15 protein-coding genes are annotated in these 17,182 nt (G+C 63.2%); 14 read left to right on the top strand and 1 reads right to left on the bottom strand.

All coding sequences use genetic code 11. From position 1 onward, the window contains the following. The first annotated feature begins 2 nt into the window (after positions 1-2). The 13 genes from CV770_RS02040 (at position 3) to CV770_RS02100 (ending at position 14,859) form a co-directional block, all read left to right on the top strand. Complete coding sequence (locus tag CV770_RS02040) at positions 3-962, top strand: transketolase family protein (protein WP_104461136.1); 960 nt, start codon at positions 3-5, stop codon at positions 960-962. Between the two features lie 8 nt (positions 963-970). After that, entirely contained in the window at positions 971-2,077 is a 1,107-nt protein-coding gene (locus CV770_RS02045; RefSeq protein ID WP_028141025.1) for a DegT/DnrJ/EryC1/StrS family aminotransferase, read from the top strand. Next, positions 2,067-3,185: a DegT/DnrJ/EryC1/StrS family aminotransferase gene (locus tag CV770_RS02050; protein ID WP_104461137.1), complete on the top strand. Its 1,119-nt coding sequence runs from the start codon at positions 2,067-2,069 to the stop codon at positions 3,183-3,185. Before CV770_RS02045 ends, CV770_RS02050 begins: the two co-directional genes overlap by 11 nt. After that, a complete protein-coding gene (locus CV770_RS02055) occupies positions 3,182-3,988 on the top strand; it encodes a sporadic carbohydrate cluster 2OG-Fe(II) oxygenase (protein WP_104461138.1) in 807 nt (268 codons plus the stop codon). Before CV770_RS02050 ends, CV770_RS02055 begins: the two co-directional genes overlap by 4 nt. Further along, on the top strand, positions 3,981-4,373 hold the full coding sequence (locus CV770_RS02060) for an LIC12192 family sporadic carbohydrate cluster protein (protein WP_018322238.1): 393 nt from the start codon (positions 3,981-3,983) through the stop codon (positions 4,371-4,373). Before CV770_RS02055 ends, CV770_RS02060 begins: the two co-directional genes overlap by 8 nt. Before the next feature lie 25 nt (positions 4,374-4,398). Then, complete coding sequence (locus CV770_RS02065; RefSeq protein ID WP_104461139.1) at positions 4,399-5,064, top strand: class I SAM-dependent methyltransferase; 666 nt, start codon at positions 4,399-4,401, stop codon at positions 5,062-5,064. Then, the gene (locus tag CV770_RS02070) at positions 5,042-5,617 is read left to right on the top strand and encodes a WbuC family cupin fold metalloprotein (RefSeq protein WP_104461140.1); all 576 of its coding nucleotides are present in this window, start codon (positions 5,042-5,044) and stop codon (positions 5,615-5,617) included. Before CV770_RS02065 ends, CV770_RS02070 begins: the two co-directional genes overlap by 23 nt. After that, the gene (locus CV770_RS02075; RefSeq protein ID WP_245453655.1) at positions 5,583-6,659 is read left to right on the top strand and encodes a lysylphosphatidylglycerol synthase transmembrane domain-containing protein; all 1,077 of its coding nucleotides are present in this window, start codon (positions 5,583-5,585) and stop codon (positions 6,657-6,659) included. Before CV770_RS02070 ends, CV770_RS02075 begins: the two co-directional genes overlap by 35 nt. Before the next feature lie 28 nt (positions 6,660-6,687). Beyond that, positions 6,688-8,955 (top strand): hypothetical protein, encoded by a 2,268-nt coding sequence (locus CV770_RS02080; RefSeq protein WP_104461228.1) that lies wholly within the window; start codon positions 6,688-6,690, stop codon positions 8,953-8,955. Between the two features lie 48 nt (positions 8,956-9,003). After that, positions 9,004-11,235, top strand: a complete 2,232-nt coding sequence (locus tag CV770_RS02085; RefSeq protein ID WP_104461142.1) for a hypothetical protein — start codon at positions 9,004-9,006, stop codon at positions 11,233-11,235. Positions 11,236-11,407: 172 nt separating this feature from the next. After that, positions 11,408-12,625: a class I SAM-dependent methyltransferase gene (locus CV770_RS02090; protein WP_104461143.1), complete on the top strand. Its 1,218-nt coding sequence runs from the start codon at positions 11,408-11,410 to the stop codon at positions 12,623-12,625. Continuing rightward, on the top strand, positions 12,618-13,811 hold the full coding sequence (locus CV770_RS02095) for a class I SAM-dependent methyltransferase (protein WP_104461144.1): 1,194 nt from the start codon (positions 12,618-12,620) through the stop codon (positions 13,809-13,811). Before CV770_RS02090 ends, CV770_RS02095 begins: the two co-directional genes overlap by 8 nt. Positions 13,812-13,824: 13 nt before the next feature. After that, complete coding sequence (locus CV770_RS02100; protein WP_104461145.1) at positions 13,825-14,859, top strand: Gfo/Idh/MocA family protein; 1,035 nt, start codon at positions 13,825-13,827, stop codon at positions 14,857-14,859. Here the strand turns inward: CV770_RS02100 and CV770_RS02105 are convergent. Then, the gene (locus CV770_RS02105) at positions 14,849-16,519 is read right to left on the bottom strand and encodes a hypothetical protein (RefSeq protein ID WP_104461146.1); all 1,671 of its coding nucleotides are present in this window, start codon (positions 16,517-16,519) and stop codon (positions 14,849-14,851) included. The genes CV770_RS02100 and CV770_RS02105 overlap by 11 nt on opposite strands. A gap of 152 nt (positions 16,520-16,671) precedes the next feature. Here CV770_RS02105 and CV770_RS02110 point away from each other — a divergent pair, with 152 nt between their 5' ends. Further along, the gene (locus CV770_RS02110; protein ID WP_104461147.1) at positions 16,672-17,178 is read left to right on the top strand and encodes a hypothetical protein; all 507 of its coding nucleotides are present in this window, start codon (positions 16,672-16,674) and stop codon (positions 17,176-17,178) included. Positions 17,179-17,182 lie beyond the last annotated feature (4 nt).

Here is a 17,182-nt window from a genome sequence, read left to right on the forward strand (position 1 = left end):
CCATGCGCAACACCGCGATGAACATGGTCCACAAGCTCGCCGCGCGCGACGAGCGTGTGCTTTACATCGGCTCCGATCCCGGCGCCGGCACGCTGCGTGCGATGAGCAAGGAGTTTCCCAAGCGCCATCTGATCGAGGGCATTTCGGAAGCGCACATCATCGGCATGTCCGCTGGCCTGGCGATGGAGGGCTTCGTGCCCTACGTCAACACCATCGCGACATTCCTCACCCGCCGCTGCTACGAGCAGGTGGCCGTCGATCTCTGCCTGCACAATCTGCCGGTACGGCTGATCGCCAATGGCGGCGGGCTGGTCTACGCACCGCTCGGTCCGACCCACCAGGCGATCGAGGACATCGCCATCATGCGGGCGCTGCCGAACATGACGGTGGTCTGCCCGTGCGACGCCGACGAGGCCGCGCGCATGATGGACAAGACGCTCGACTGGACCGGACCGATCTACATCCGGCTCGGCAAGGGCGGAGACGCCGTCGTCTCGAAGGCCGAGCACGGCTTTGAGATCGGCAAGGCCATCCTGATGCGCCCCCCGGGCGACGTCCTCATGGTGACCACCGGCATCATGCTCCAGCGCGCCATCGCCGCAGCCGACCTGCTGGCCGCGCAAGGCGTTCGCGCCGGCATCCTGCACATGCATACGGTGAAGCCGCTCGACACCGAAGCGCTGCTGCAGGCGATCCGCGGCATCAAGCTCGTGGCAACGCTGGAGGAGCACGTGCCTTCCGGCGGCCTCGGCAGCGCCGTCGCGGAGACGCTGATCGACAAGCTCGGCTCCGGCCTGCCCGCGATGCTGCGGCTGTCGCTGCCGGACCGCTTCATGCACAATTACGGCTCGCAGGACTCGCTGCTGAAGAAGCACGGCCTCGCGCCCAATGCCATCGCGACCTCGATCGAGCATGCGCTCGCGGCGTCGCGCACATCCTTCCCTCAACTTCATTCCACCTGACGGGTCACATGTACGACGTTCGATATTCCTATCTGCTCGAGCAATTCTCCGACCCCGCTCCGATCCTGGCCGAGATCGGCCGGCTGGTTGCGACCGGTGACTTCACCCTTGGCAAGCCCGTTGCCGAATTCGAGAAACGCTTTGCCGAACTGATCGGCGTGCGCCACGCCATCGGCGTCGGATCCGGCACCGACGCGCTCAAGCTGCCGCTCAAGGCCCTCGGCATCGGCCATGGCGACGAGGTCATCACCGCCGCCAACACCTTCATCGCCACCGTCGGCGCGATCGCGGAAACCGGCGCCACCCCGGTGCTGGTCGACTGCGACGATTCCTTCTGCATGAACGTCGACCAGGTCGAAGCCGCCATTACCAAGAAGACCAAGGCGATCATGCCGGTTCAGCTGACCGGCGAGGTCACCGACATGGGCAAGCTGATGGCGATCGCGCAGCGCCACAATCTCCCCGTCGTCGAGGACGCCTGCCAGGGCATCCTCTCGGAATTTGCGGGAAAGCGCTCCGGCACCCACGGCATCGCCGCCGGTTTCTCCCTGCATCCGCTCAAGAACCTCAACGTCTGGGGCGATGCCGGCGTCGTCGTCACCAATGACGACGGCATGAACGAGAAGCTCCGCCTGATCCGCAACCACGGCATGAAGAACCGCGACGAGATCGCGATCCTCGGCTGCAATTCGCGGCTCGATTCCTTGCAGGCCGTCGTCGGCAACTGGCTGATCGGCCAGACCAGCGAGATCACGCGGCGCCGGATCGAGAACGCGGCCTATTACGACGCGGGCCTTGCCGGCCTGCCCGGCCTGCGCGTCCCGCCGCGCCGGCCCAACGTGAAGCACGTCTACCATCTCTACATGGTGTTCGCCGAGCGCCGCGACGAGCTCTACCAATACTGCCTGGACAACGGCATCGAGGCCAAGATCCACTATCCGATCCCGCTGTATCAGCAGGAAGGCCTCAAGCATCTCGGCTACGCGCCCGGCACCTTCCCAGTCACCGATCGCCACGCCAAGGAAGTCATCAGCTTCCCCGTCGACCAGCATCTGACGCGCGCGCAGCAGGACCGCGTCATCGAGACCGTCAGGAAGTTCTGCCATGGACGCTGACACCGGCCGCCGGCGCATCGGTTACGTCAATCTTCCCGCCCAGTTCGAGGAAGAGCGCGCCGAGATCATGCAGGCGGTCGAGGGCGTGTTCCAGCGCAGCGACTTCATCGGGGGCGCAGCGGTTGGAAAGCTCGAGGAGGAATTGTCCGCCTATCTCGGCTCGCCCCATGTCGTGACGCTGAATTCCGGCACCGACGCGCTGATCCTCGCCTTGCGGGCGCTCGACATCGGCCCCGGCGAGGAGGTGATCACCCCGCCGAATTCGTTCGTGGCATCGACCGCAGCGATCGTCGCGGTCGGCGCCACGCCTGTCTTTGCGGACGTGCTGCCGGACCAGAACATCGATCCCGCCGCAGTCGAGGCGGCCGTCACGCCGCGCACCAAGGCGATCATGCCGGTGCACCTGACCGGGCGCATGGCCGACATGACCCCGCTGATGGCGATCGCGGAAAAGCATGCGCTCGCCGTGATCGAGGACAGCGCCCAGGCCGTCGGCTCGACCTATGACGGCCGGATGAGCGGCACCGTCGGCACATTCGGCTGCTTCTCCGCCCATCCGCTGAAGAATCTCAACGCCGCAGGCGATGCCGGCTTCCTCGTCACTGCCGACGCCGAGCTCGCCGCAAGAATCCGCCGGCTGCGCAATCACGGCCTCATCAACCGCAGTGACGTCCAGGAGTGGGGCATCGTGTCCCGGCTCGACACGCTCCAGGCCGAGGTGCTGCGCATTCGCCTGCGTCACCTGCCCTCGGTGATCGAGCGCCGGCGGCGCAACGCCGCGCAATACCGCGCCGAGCTCGCCGGGCTCCCTCTGTTCATTCCGCCCTGCCGCAACATCGAGTTCAACACCTTCCACACCTTCGTGGTGCAGACCGACCGCCGCAACGACTTCCAGAAATATCTGGCCGACAAGGGCATCGAGACCGCGATCCATTATCCGGTCCCGATCCATTTGCAGCCGGCGGCGGCGCATCTGGGTCAAGGCCGCGGCGCGTTCCCGGTGACCGAGCGGCAGGCGGACCAGATCCTCACGCTTCCCATCAACCAGTTCCTGTCGGCCGCCGATATCAGCTATATCTGCGCGACCGCCCGGGAGTATTTTGCATGACGGATACGGACTTCCTTCAGGCCGATGAGCAGGCGCTGGCGCAGCGCTTCATCGACAACGGCTTCGTCACCACGCCGGCCGACGACCGCGCAGGCCTCGACCGCATCCAGCGGCGCGCCGCGGAGCTTGCGGCGGACTATCTCAAGCTGCCGCACAGCAACGATCCCTATGCGATGCTGGACAGCATCCACACCCGGGTGAGCGTGGACGATCTCAACGGCCTGCGGCTGCACGTCTTCAACGGCCTCAACGCCGAGGCGTGGTTTCGGCCGACCTATTTCCGCCTGGCGCGCTCGACGATCGAGACCATCGTCGGCAACGAGCTCTGCATGCAGCGCCGCGTCAATCTCAGCATCCAGATGCCCGGCGACGATTCCTCGCTGCTCGCCACCCATTCCGATGTCTGGTCGGGCGACTCGCCGTTCGAGGTCGTGGTGTGGGTGCCGCTGGTGGACGTCCACCACACCAAGGCGATGTATCTGCTGCCGCCGTCGCTGAACGGCGACATGCAGGACCGGATGGCAAGCCTGCGCAGCGCCGAGGAGCTGTACAAGACGATCAAGCCGCACGCGACCTTCATCGAGATCCCCTACGGTCACGTGATGCTGTTCAACCAGACCCTGATGCACGGCAATCGCGTCAACGAGGAGCCCGGCACGCGCTGGAGCATGAACTGCCGCTTCAAGAGCATCATGTCGCCCTACGCGGATAAGCGCTTCGGCGAGTTCTTCGAGCCGATCCTGCTGCGCCCGGCGACGCGGGTCGGCATGCAATACAAGCTGCCGGGAGGCTTCCATGGCTGAGCGAGCCGGCCATCGCGGCTATATCGGCGCGCGGCCGCTGAACGGCAGCCGCACCCCGCAGCACGTCCAGAACATCGTGATCCGCGACTACGCGCGGCGCAAGAACCTGCAATTTCTGCTCAGCGCCGTCGAGCACATCATGCCCGGCAGCTACATGGTGCTCGAGGACATCCTGGACGAGTTGCCCCGCCTGAATGGCCTGATCCTCTACAGCATCTTCATGCTGCCGCCCGACGAGGCACGGCGACGGGAGATCTACGACCGCGTGCTGCGCGAGGGCTGCGACCTCCACGCCGCCGTCGAGGAGATCACGCTGTCGTCGCAGAAGGACATCCAGGCCGTCGAGGACATCCTGCTGGTCAATAAATACGCCACCATCCTGTGACGATGCCGCGGACCGGTGGGGCCCCATGAGCGAGATCAACCTGCTCCAACCGATGCACGCATCGACCAGGCGGAACTACGTTCAGCGCGTGGTCGAGCACGACAAGGCGGAATCCGCCACCGTCGCGCGGCAATGGGGACAGGACTACTGGGATGGCGACCGGCGCTACGGCTATGGCGGCTATCGTTATGACGGACGCTGGCGCCCGCTCGCCCAGACCTTGATCGATCGCTACGGAATCAAGCCCGGCATGAGCGTGCTCGACGTCGGCTGCGGCAAGGGCTACCTGCTCTACGAATTCAGCCAGCTCGTCCCCGACCTCAGGATCGCCGGCATCGACATCTCCGACTACGGCATCGCCAACGCCAAGGAGGAGGTGCGGCCGCTGCTGAAGGTCGACAGCGCCGTCGAGCTCCCCTACCCCGATCACAGCTTCGACCTCGTGGTGTCGCTCGGCGTGCTGCACAACCTTCCGCTCGAGGACGTATTCCGCGCGGTGTCGGAGATCGAGCGCGTCGGGCGGGGCACCTCGAAATATCTGATGGTGGAATCGTTCCGCAACGAGCGCGAAAAGGCGAACCTCCTCTACTGGCAGCTCACCTGCCTGAGCTTCCACGGCCCGGAAACCTGGGCGTGGATCTACGACAAATGCGGCTATCGGGGCGACCATGGGTTCATCTTCTTCGAATGAAGCCGGCCTGCGCCGGCCGACGTCGCTGCGTGCGCAGAATCCGGAAGTGTATTATTCGGACGACGCCATCGTCACGGCGGACGACGCCACGATCGCGGAGCTGAAACGCCTCGCCGCCGGCAACCCGCGTCTGCGCAGCCGGCTGTGCACGCACCCCGATCCCGCGTCCAGCCTGCACGAGATGCTGATCGTGCATCATCGCGAGGCCTATGTCCGGCCCCACAAGCATTTTGGCAAACCTGAATCGTTCCACGTGATCGAGGGCACTGCGCAGGTCGTGATCTTCGAGGATGACGGCCGCATTCGCGACGTGCTCGAGATGGCGCCCTACGGCCAGGGCAAGCGCTGCTATTACCGGATGCCCGAAAAGGTCTTCCACTCGATCCTGATCACCTCAGAATGGCTGGTGTTCCACGAAACCACCGCCGGCCCGTTCGATCCCTCACGCACGGCATTTCCCGACTGGGCCCCCGATGGCGGCGACGCTGCCGAGGTCCACGACTACGTCACGCGGATTGGTGCGCTCGCCGTGGAGCATCTGGCAAGACGGTAAATTTCGACCCCACTCGCTGCTCGACGATCCCGCCGTGAATGATCGAGGACGAAACCAGACGATGAAGCCGCCTGCAAAAGCACTGGTTACCCTGGTCAAGTTCGCCGTGTCGATCGGGATCCTGGTATTGCTCTTGCGCAGCCAGGACTTGTCGTCCCTGAAAGCCGATCTTCTCGCCGTCAACTTGAACATGCTCGCGCTTGCAGTGTTGCTGCTGTTCGCCCAGACCTTCGTTCTCTGCCACCGCTGGATCCTGATCCTGCGCGCCATGAGCGTGCCCCTGGGATGGCTGGCCGGCTGGCGCATTCTCATCATCAGCACCTTCTTCAATCAGGTGCTGCCCGCGGGCGGTGACGCGGTCCGGATCTGGATGCTGCGGCGGAATGGCGTGCAATGGTCGCAGACGATCGGCAGCATCGTGGCCGATCGCTTCCTGGCGCTGCTGGCGCTCGGTCTCATCGTCCTGGCGGGAATGCCGTTCCTGCTGCCTCGTGTCCACGACAACTCACTCCTTTTCGCGATCGTGACCGTTCTGGCGGCTGCATGCCTCGGCGCAATCGCCCTGGCGACGCTGGACCGGTGGCCGCCACGCTTGATCGCGGCCGTGCCGGCCAGGATCGTGCAATTCGCGATGTTGGTCAGGGCTCCGTTGCTGGCGGCCGGAGGGCGGGCAATGTTGATCGTATCAGCCATTGTCGTCCACCTGATCACCGTTGCGACCTGCTATGTCCTCGCGATCGGACTGGAGGCGCCCCTCACCGCACTTGACGCCTTCGTGCTGGTCCCGCTCGTCATCTTGTCTTCCGCGGTCCCCATCTCGATCGGAGGCTGGGGCGTGCGCGAAGGCGCGATGGTCGCTGCGCTTGGTCTTGCCGGAATCGCATCCGACAAGGCGCTCGCAATATCGGTTTTGCTGGGGCTTGGCGGCCTGATCGTCGGCCTGTTCGGCGGGCTGGTATGGCTGATCGCGCCCGAGCGCACCAGCTTCAGCCCTGACGAGGCACGGGCCATCGCCGAACGAACCGATGCAGCGCCGGTCTAGCATGGGCACCGCCGGACAAGACCAAGCGATGACATCTGCCGAGGTGCGCTTACGCAGTCTCGCCGAGACATGGTCGTGGCGCGTGCTCGTTTTCGCGCCGGCCGCTCTTTCCATCTGGTGCCTGAATCGCGACGGCATTTATCGAACGCTGCTATTTGACGGTGGCTGGACAACGCGATTTTACGTCCTCGCCTGGATCGTCCTGACGCCGTATCTCGGCTGGTTCATCATGGCGACCGGCCGCCTGACGTTCTCGCTCATCAGGCACGAACCCACTCAGCGCGTCGACGAGTTCTTCGTCGGCGCGGCCACGCTCATCTTGACGGGATTTGGACTCGGCGCTCTTTCCATCCTGTACCCACAAATCGTTCTCGGGTTTGCGATCGCGGTTCTGCTGTGGGACAGCCGCAGCTTTCGGAAGCCGCGGAAGCTCGCCGTAACTTTGCCGCTGGTCGCAATGTCGCTGCTGGGTCTTTGGCTTCTGGCAGCGGTGTTCCTCGATCGCGCCGTCATACCCGACGTCATTTCGACCGACGTTCAGCAGCTCTATGCCCCGTATCTTGCCGAGGTTGCGAGAAACCACAGCATCTGGCTTGCGGCCGACAATCCCATCTTCTCTGACTTCGAGATCGGCCACGGAAACGGGCTGCATCTGTTGCTGGCGACGTTCCTGCCGCCTCATGTTGCCCAGATCATTTCGTTTCTCTATTTCGTCGGGATCGGCGCGGTCATTTTCGAGCTCGCCCGCACGCTGGTACCCTTGCGGACGCTTGGGCGCCGGTGGGAGGACGCGGCGCCCTCGATTGCGCTCGGCTTTGCGATCCTCGCTCTCGCGTCGGACCCCGGCCCCCAGATCATGGAGTTCGGAAAGTACCACCTCCAAACTGCTGCGTTCCTGCTTTATTTTCTGCTGATCATTGTTCGACCTTCCAAAGGGCAGGACAAGCTCTCCGCCGGCCTCTGCGGCGTTGCTCTCGCCGCTTCCTATCCATTGTACGCAGCGTTTGCCTTTCTAACATCCGGCGTGGGAGTGCTCACCAAAGCGTTTCAACGAGATTGGCAAGGATTCGCTACGAGCGTGGCGCTCGGGTCGGGCGCATTGGGAGGCTGCATACTCGCCTTTGGAGTCAACTATCTCTATCTGGGAATTCCGGCGACCAATCCCTATTCAATCTTCCGGCACGTCGTATCGGTTGACCGTTTCTCGCAATTCGGCAGCCTCGATATTCTCGATTATTTCGTGATGGCCCAATCGATCGGCGTAAGTGACTTTTCCATTGAAGGAGGACTGCTCGTCGCGTTCAGGCAGATCAAGGCGATTATTCGAAGCGCAGCCCTTCTCGCCATGACATGTTGCGTTGTCGCCTTCCTGGACTCGAAGCTGTTTCCCGATCGTTCCAGCAACTCAAAATCATGGCCGCCGCTCAACGCAGCAGCACCGTTCATCCTCATCGCCTACCTCGTCACCGTCCGATTTCTCGACGCAACGTTGAAAATTCCCAGCCTGATAAGACTGTCCATTCATGTCCACGCCCTGATCCCCGTTTTGGTCATCGCGATCGCTTTTGCGGGACTGACAATCGTGTGGCGGTTGGCACCTACCTGGTTCAGCGGTCGTACCGCTCCGCGTCTGGCGTTTTTGGCGCTCTTGTTCGTTTGCGCTTCGACGGTGTATTCGTTTCCCTGGCAGAGCTTCAAGAGCGACGGCGCCGTCCGTTTCGTGACAGGACGTCCCCTCAATCAAATGCCTCGTGTGAGCCTGAACTGGCAACGCTGCGACGAGTTGCAGCAATCGACGGGCTCTGAGCGCATTCTGCCCCTCAACGGCTATCGCGCGATGGTGCCCTGCTATTTCTCGCCCCTCCTGACACGAGGCAAGATCATCCATACCTATCAGAGCGATGTCGCCCGCGATTTCAAAAAGATCGCGCTGGGGACCGCCGAGACGGCAGAGGCCGCGCTTCGCGAGTTGGGAGTGAATCTCTTTTATGTCCAGAAGGAGAATTGCGATTTTTGGCTGAATGGGTTCTCCGACCTCTTTCAGAAAGACGAGTTGGCGAGACGTTTTTCCGTTCGCGCCGACACGCCTGACTACTGGCTATTGTCATGGACGAATGGCGATGAGGCGTTGAGTCCGGAGGCTGAGGCCGGAATCTCGGCACTAAGGGCGAGATCGAAAGAGATATACCTGGAGGCTTACGGTGCGGAGCCATTTGAGGTGGTCAAGCACCGTCTGTCATTAGACGGCAAGCGCACCGATCCCCAGCGTCTCGATCAGTTATCCAAATGCCGCTGAGGTGTCGCTGATTTGACAACGGAAAGCGATCCTTCGCGGAAACTCCAGATGCGCTTCGCTAAACGCTGGTCTTGGAGCAACACACGCTGGCACGCCGGCGCGCGCGCCGGCTTGATGACGGCTCCATTCCTCATCGCGGCGCTGGGCCTGCTGGTCAAGGTTCCTCCCGAGGTCCAGTACTTCAGCGGCGGCCCCTTGGTCGCCTGGAACAGCTCGTGTCTCGCTGTCCTCGCTCCCTACGTGGCTATTGCGTTTGTCGGAATGGGGACTCTGCTCGTTCACCGGCTCGACGAAGGCAACGACCTCGATGCGGCTGATCTGCTCGTGCTGCAGTTCTTCGGTGGCGCTGCTCTGTGCGTTTTAATTGGCGTTTGCCTCGGCACGGCTGGATTGCTCTTCCCGTGGATCACCATCCCGTTCCTGACGGGCATCGTCGCCTGGCACTTGGCCCGGCCGCCCCGCGGCCGATGGACACCGTCTACGGCAGCCGAATGGCTGCTGGTTGGGCTGCTCGGTTTATCGGCTGTTGTACTTCTGCTCGTGAAGGGCATCGTGCTCGACGCGACGCGCGGCGATATCCCACAACTTTATCTTCCGCTCCTCGCTGACCTGCAGAACCGGCACAGTCTCTGGCTTGACCCCGAACAACCAAAGCTGTTCTGGTTTTTGCTCGGCCGCGGCCACGGAGCCGACATGTTGCTTGTGAGCTTCGGTGGTCCGACGGCTCATCAAGTCCTCTCCGTCGTTTATTTGCTGTCAATCACGGCGTTGGTCCATCGCATCGCGGCGCGGCTGACGACGGGCTGGATATTGCCGGGCTGCGCGGCGCTGATCGCAATGTGGTCGAGCTTCATCGGCGTGGAAACCGGACGCTTTCACTACGAGACGGGCGCCCTCCTCCTGTTCGTGTGTTGGGCTGGACTGCTCTATGCCACAACAAAGGCCCGTGTGGTCATCCGCGCCTTGGTGCCGGCCGTGATGTCCATCGCGATCATGGTTCCCCAGGCGGCAATCATCGCTGCAGCATTCTTGATGGCGGGGGCAGGAGCCGGTTGGTTTGCTCATGGCCCACGCGGCATCGTGCGGCCGCTCGGAGTGGCTGCAATCGGTATTGTCACGGCGGCTCTCAGCCTTCTGGTCAACCAGATCTATCTCGGCATCGCCGAGGTCAATCCGATCGCCGTTTTCATGCCACTCATGAACGTGGAGCGCTTTCGTCAGATCTCGAGTTTGGATCTCATGGTCTACGTAAACAACGCGCAAGGCATCAAGTATGCGGGATTTTCGATGCGCGACATCGTGGCCGCTACGGAACGCTTCCGGGCAGTGTTTTCGAGCCTTTTCCTTGCGGGCAACGTTTGGACGTACCCGGCCTTCATTGTCGCATGCGCCGCTTTGCTCGACGTACGGCGCCCCCGGGACACGGGCCCTTTCATCGCAGGTCTTGCTCTATCTCTGCTCGCCATAATTTCTCTCATCACCCTCACTTCACATGGAAGTCTGGAGCGCATGCTGGCCTTTCGATCGGTCGCGACTCCGCTGATTGCCGTTTCACTGATAGTGGCTCTCGCCTGCATCTTTCGGCGGCACAAATTCCAAGACCGCTTCGCCTCTCTGCCTTCGGCGATCGTTGCAATCAGTTTGGCGGCCCTCGTTGCAACGGTTGTTGCAAGGTCGCAGGGCGAGATAACTCGGGGGCGCCTGGAGGGCGCTTGGGCGTTTGTCACCGGTCGCATCGGCCTGGTAGGCACCTCGCCGTCATTTGACGAACTAGACCCGCGCCGCTGCGGGGAGGTTTCGCGCCACGTCGCGCCCGGCTGGCGCATCCTGCCCGTCAATTCCGCCTTGCGCTTTCTGCCTACCTGCGCCGAATCCCCTCTCCTGCCATCCGGTCGGGTGATCGATACTTTGCATCCGGTGTTTCTGCCGGATTATGGAGATGTTCTGCTCGGACCGACCCCCGTCAGCATTGCGGCTTTGCGCCGGCGCGATGTGAATGCCTTTTACATCGAGAGCGATAGGTTGGACTTTTGGGCGCAGGGGCAAAGCCCGCTGTTTGATTCAGATAGCATAAAGCGCAATCTGGACGTGCTCCACGTCGGAGCCGATTACATATTGCTGACGTGGAAGGGTCTTGGCGTCCAAATTAGCGACGCGCAGGTTGCAGCGATCACCGAGCTGCGGAACCGCAGTCGCGTGACTGAAGGAAGCAAGGAATATTGGGATGGTATCGCAGCACTCGCCACATGGCGATCCCGGCAAGACTCGATCCGGAAGTGAGCCGACGCTATTCTCGTGAGCCCCCTCTGCGATGCCCGCAGACGGTGTGCAACCCAACTTATCAATTGAGGTGCACGCTGTGGCCCTATATAGCCGTACAATGGCTGCCAGCCGCGGGCCGTAATGGCTCGGAACGCCGATTCCAGACCTGCTCCTGCAAAGAGTTAAAGCCGTGACCGACCATTGCCGCCTTTGCCATTCGACCAACCTGCGTCCGGTCATCGACCTCGGACTGATGCCGATTGCGCATCGGCTTCGGCATAGCCGAAACGAACAGGATGAACGATATCCGTTCGAGGTGCTGGCCTGCGGCGATTGCGGCCTGCCCCAGATCGTCAAGCCGATCGATCCCGATATTCTGTACCGCCAGTTCAACTACAATTTCAGCAGCTGGAAGCCGGAGCCGCATCAGGCGGACGAGCTCGACACCATCGCGAAATTCTCCAAGCACCAGTCCGTCTTCGAGATCGGATGCAACGACGGCCTGTTCATGGACAAGCTGCGCGAGCGCGGCACCAAGATCATGGTCGGCGTCGAGCCCAATCCGGTGTCGGGCAAGATCGCCCGCGAGCGCGGCATCAAGGTCTATGCCGACATGCTCAGCCCGGAGATGGCCCACGATGCTGTCGCTCAGTCCGGCAAGTTCGACCTCGTCATATCGCGCCAGGTGCTGGAGCACATCGTCGATTTCGAGAACTTCTTCGACTGCGTCAAGATCGCGCTCAGCGACGACGGTCTGCTGTTCATCGACGTGCCGGATTTCGCCCCGGGGTCAGCGGTGGGCGACCTCTCCGTCCTCTGGGAAGAGCACGTCAGCTATTTCACCGAGCCGACCCTGCTCGCGCTGCTGGCGCGCCATGGCTTCGAGGCGGTGTCCGTGAAGAAATACAATTTCAGCGGCGGCAGCCTCGCGATCGCCGCCCGCCGTGCCAAGGGCGCCGTGACGCCGCCGCCCGCGCCGTCCGGCGTCGGCGAGAAATTCGGCCAACGCGCAAGAGAGTATGGCGCACGTCTCCGCCCGATTCTCGCGAAGGCCCGCGCCAACGGCGCCGAGATCGCCATCTACGGCGCCGGCTGCCGCGCCTGCACCTTCACCAACGCCCACGAGCTGGCGGATCTCGTCGACCTCTCGGTCGACGACCAGGAAGAGCGCCAGGGGCTGTTCCTGCCCGGCACCGGCATTCCGATCCGCTCGCCCGAGGATCTCGCCGGCAAGCCGGGTCCGCTCGTCTGTCTCCTGGCTGTAAACGAGGAGAACGAGGCCAAGGTCAGCAGCCGGCTGCGCGAGAGCGTGAAGCGTCCGCTGCAGATCGTTTCGATCTTCGCGCCGAACGACATCTGGAGCGAGCTCGACCGTCTCGAGGCGGCCGCAGGGTCGCGGCATGGCTGAGGACAAGCTCTTCAACTATTACGAACGTCAGGATGTTCTGCCGACGTTCGGGAATTTCAAATCGTCCACCGAGCTCGAGGCCTACGCCAGCCAGCGGCGCGAGCTGTTTTCGGACAAGCTGGTGCTGCCGCCACGGCTGTTCCGCGATGCCGATGTGCTCGAATTCGGTCCCGATTCCGGCGAGAACGCGCTGGTGTTTGCCGGTTGGGGCGCGAACATGACGCTCGCCGAGCCGAACCGGCATGCACACCCGAAGATCCAGGCCTACTTTGCACATTTCGGCCTGACCCAACGTCTCCGCGAGCTCGCACTCGCCGACGTCGAGGGCTTCAGCAGCGATCGCCGCTTCGACATCATCGATGCCGAGGGCTTCATCTACACGGTGCAGCCGAGCGAAAAATGGCTCGGCATCTTCCATCGCTTGCTCAATCCGGACGGTTATGCCGTCGTGTCCTATTACGAGCGCTATGGCGGCTTCTTCGAGCTCGCGCTCAAGGCGATCCATGCGGCCGGCAAGGCATTGACCGGTCGCGCCCCGCTCGAAACCGCGAAGCTGCTGTTCGAGGCGAAGTGGGACAGCATTCCGCACACCCGCAGCTTCGAATCCTGGCTGATGGACGTGCTGGAAAATCCGTTCGTCCGGCATCGCTACTTCCTCGACGCGGCCAGCTTGTGCGCGGCGGCGCATCAACAGGGGTTCGACGTCCATTCGGCGTGGCCGGCCTACCGCGACAGCCTCGACATCTACTGGCACAAGAAAGTCCTGTCCGGTGATGAGAAGCTGCATCGCGCCAGACGCCATCTCGACCGCAGCCGCCTGAGCTTCCTCGGCGGACGAAAGCTCTATCTGGTCGGCAAGGCCGATGCCGTGCAGGCGATCTCGGCATCGATCGAGGCGCTTGTGCTCGACGTCGATGGCATGATCGATGATCCCTTCGGCGCGAGCCTGCCGCGCGTGGTCGCGGGCCTCGCGTCGCTGCGCGAGACGATCCGGACCACCGACATTCTCGCCGACGATGCCGCCGACATCGAAGCCATCATCGCGACGCTCGACAGCTTTCATCGCATCTTTGACGTGATCGGGCGCCGAGATGCGTCCGCAGTCGCCGCCCTCACGCAGTCGGATCCGGCCTTCATCAACACGTGGGGACAGCCGGCGCATTTCCTCGTGGTCCGGAAGCGCTAAGGGATCGTAGCCAGTGAAGCCAGGCATTGGCATCATCGGAACGGGCATGGTCGGCCAGATGTGCCACCTCGCCAATTTCGCTGCCAACCCCGCCTGCCGCGTCGTCGCGATTGCCGATCTCCGGCCGGACCTCGCTGCCGCCGCGGCGCAGAAATTCGGCATCCCCCGGGTTTACGGCACGCACCGGGAGCTCCTCGCGGACAGTGCTGTGTCCGCCGTCGTCGTCGTGACGAAGCGTCGTGCCACAGGACCGATCGTCCTGGACGCGTTGAACAGCGGCCGGCACGTGCTGTCCGAAAAGCCGATGGCCTACACGTCGGCCCAGGCCAGTTCGCTGGTCGAAGCCGCGCGGCAGCAAAACCTCGTCTACAGCATCGGCTACATGAAGCGTCACGATGCCGGCGTGGTACGGGCGCTTCAAGTGCTGACGCGCTTGCGCGAAGACCAGTCGCTCGGACGCATCGTCCGGGCCAAGGGCTGGTGCTTCGGCGGCGACACGGGCCGGTCGCACGACAATTTCGTGATGACCGGCGAAGCGCGACCGGACGGGATCGAACTCTGGCCGGATGGTCCCGACTGGATGCCGCGCGCGATGCGTCCCGGCTACGACAATTTTCTGAACGTCTTCAGCCATATCATCAACCTGGCGCGCTACCTGCTCGGATCGTCGCCGACGGTCGCCGAAAGCGCAATCGAGACTTCGGGAGCCGCGCGCATCACGCTCGATTTCGGCGGCATCGCCTGCACGCTGGATCTCGTGAACGGCTCCGAGGGCAGCTGGCGCGAGGGGCTGACGATCTATTTCGAGCGCGGCGCAGTGACCCTGGAATTGCCGCCACCTTTCGCCGAGCAAGAGGCGGAGGTCATCGTCGGTTACGATGGTCAGAGCACGCGGCTGACGGGCGAAAAGAGCTGGGCATTTCGGCGCCAGGCGGACGCCTTCGTTTCCGACGTCGCCGCGCGAGGCGTCCCCTTGGCCTCCGGCGCGGATTCAGTGACCGACATCGCGCTTACGGAGACCGTCTGGAAACAGCGCTCTAGCGGCTAGGCGCGGCATCCTTGCTTGCGCCCTCGAGCGGCAGAATGCCCGCAATGGGCCCAAGCTTGATCGTGACTTGCGCAAGTTGAGCCAGGAACTCTGCAACATCGCAGCGCGCCAGGAACCGGCACGCATAGTACTGCCGCACCAAGGTCTGGTTCGGTGCTGCTCCCGGGCCCGGCTGGAACGAGATCGTCGCCTGCGGCCCCGTCGGATCGAAATGATGGAATGCGCTTCCCGGAGCCGTCCGCGCCTCGTCCATTCCCCGCAGGATGTCGGGCCGCTCGGCGCGCAGTGCAAATCCGAAGAACGGCTGATTGCCCCAGGCAAGGCGCAGCATGCCGGTGACCTCGGCGAGGCCGAACGGCACATGCCGTGAGGGGTAGTCGAAAAAGCCGTCATCGAGCGCATAAACCGTCGCCGCTGGCTGGGCCCGGCTGGCAAGGTTGCGCGTCAGGGCCTCCTGCTTCAGCGTTCGCGCCTGCATGAAGACGTAGTCGCTCCACAGCATGCCGATCGACATGATCAGGCCCGATCCGAATATGGCTGCAAAGGCGATGCTGGGATTGGTCCAACGTTCGGCCAGCCGCTTGATTGCGAGAAACCCCAGCGCCGAGGGCACGCCGAGCATCAGCAGATGGCGGCTCTCGTAGAAATGCGTCGACGACGGCCGCAGGCCGGCGATCAGATAGGGCGACGACAATGCGAGGAACAAAACCACGGCGAGCACGAGTGGCAAGGCGATCGCGAGTCTGGACGTGGTCGGCTTCGTGTCGGCGCGCAGCAGCAGCAAGACGATGCCGACGAGCACCGCCGCCAAAACGAAGAGCCCAGGGACGGCGATCGCCGCGCGCAACGCGTGGGCCAGGACGTCCCTGTAGCCGGTGATGAAGAATGCCAACCATCCCTTCGCCAACTCGCCGAGCGTCGGGAAATGGGCATCATAGTGCTGCGCGTACACGCCGATCCGCTTGAACCAGATATTGAGCGTGCCCCAGTAGATCAGAGGAAGCAGGATCAATTCCGGATAACCCAGGGCACAGCGCCAGGATGCGAGCCATGTGCGGCGAACGAAACCGTCCGTCGGCTTCCCGCCCCGCCATATCGCAACGAAGAGACCAAGCAGCACGAAGGCATAGAGCACGATCGTCGAGTTGAGGGCGAAGCTCAGCAGGAACACGAGCACACAGGCCACGCGAAGCAGCACGCGCCGCAGGCCGCGGGCGCTGAAGGCCAGCGTCAATAGCCATGCGCCGATGAACAGCAATCCGAAGCTGAAGACGTAGACCGCGTTCGCCTTGCCCGCCCAAAGCTGATAGCCGGGATAGGTCCAGACGATCAGAGCGAAACCGACCGCCTCGGCGCGGTCGAGCAAACCGAGACGCGTTGCGGTCAGCGCGAGCGATGTTGCGCCGAAGATGATTCCAGCAATCGCCAGCGAGACCATCACGACAACCGGGGCGCCCGTCCAGTTCGCGAACGTGTCGTAGCTGTAAAAGATCGGATGACCGGCACCGTTCAGCAGGAAATCGATGTTGATGAAATAGTCGGGACGGGGCTTGAGCACCAGCCAGTCGTCCATGAAGAGACCATCGTTCACGAGCATCGGCGCATGCGCAGCCAATAGCACGACGAGGAGGACGACTATCGCACGCAGCAATGGGGACATCTCGGACGGAGGAACGGCATCGCCGGCAGGATTCGCACGGCCACGTGACGTCCGCAAGCCGGGATGATGGGCTCCCTTGACCGGAAAAATGCGACCTTTTATAGACTTTCGCTCTGGCTGGGCCTGAGAGGCGTCCGGGACGATTTTCCGCAATGAACATGCTCCCGGGCCCGGCGCAAGCCGCTGCGATTGGTCTCAGTGTCGCGCTGCCGCTGCTGCTATTGTGCTACGCGCGCATCACCGCCACCGGCGGATCCGGCCGCCGCTTCCGGCTCGGCTGCGTCAGCGTCTTGGCCCTCTACGCGATCGCCTGTCTCGCGCTTCCCGGTCAACGCCATCTCGACGACGTGCTTGGCGGACTGTTCCTGCTCGCGACCGCGATGATGTTCTTCTACATCCTGTTCAGCCTGCTCGCCTGGGGCTTTACGCTGACGCTGCTCACGGCACTCGTTAAGGCCGGGCGTCCCCTCACCCTGGAGCAATGGGCCGTAGCCTACATGCAGGGCGGAGATCTCGGCGCCTTCACGCACAACCGCCTGAAGCTCCTGGTCGGCGCGGGGATGGTGATCACGGCAGACGGCAGGCTGACTCCGACGGACAAGGGGGTGGCGGTCGCGCGTCTCGTCAAACTCGTTCGTCTGTCGACGGGCCTTGGGTGAGAGG

It is taken from the genome of Bradyrhizobium sp. AC87j1, from assembly GCF_002936975.1.
Lineage (GTDB): Bacteria > Pseudomonadota > Alphaproteobacteria > Rhizobiales > Xanthobacteraceae > Bradyrhizobium > Bradyrhizobium shewense.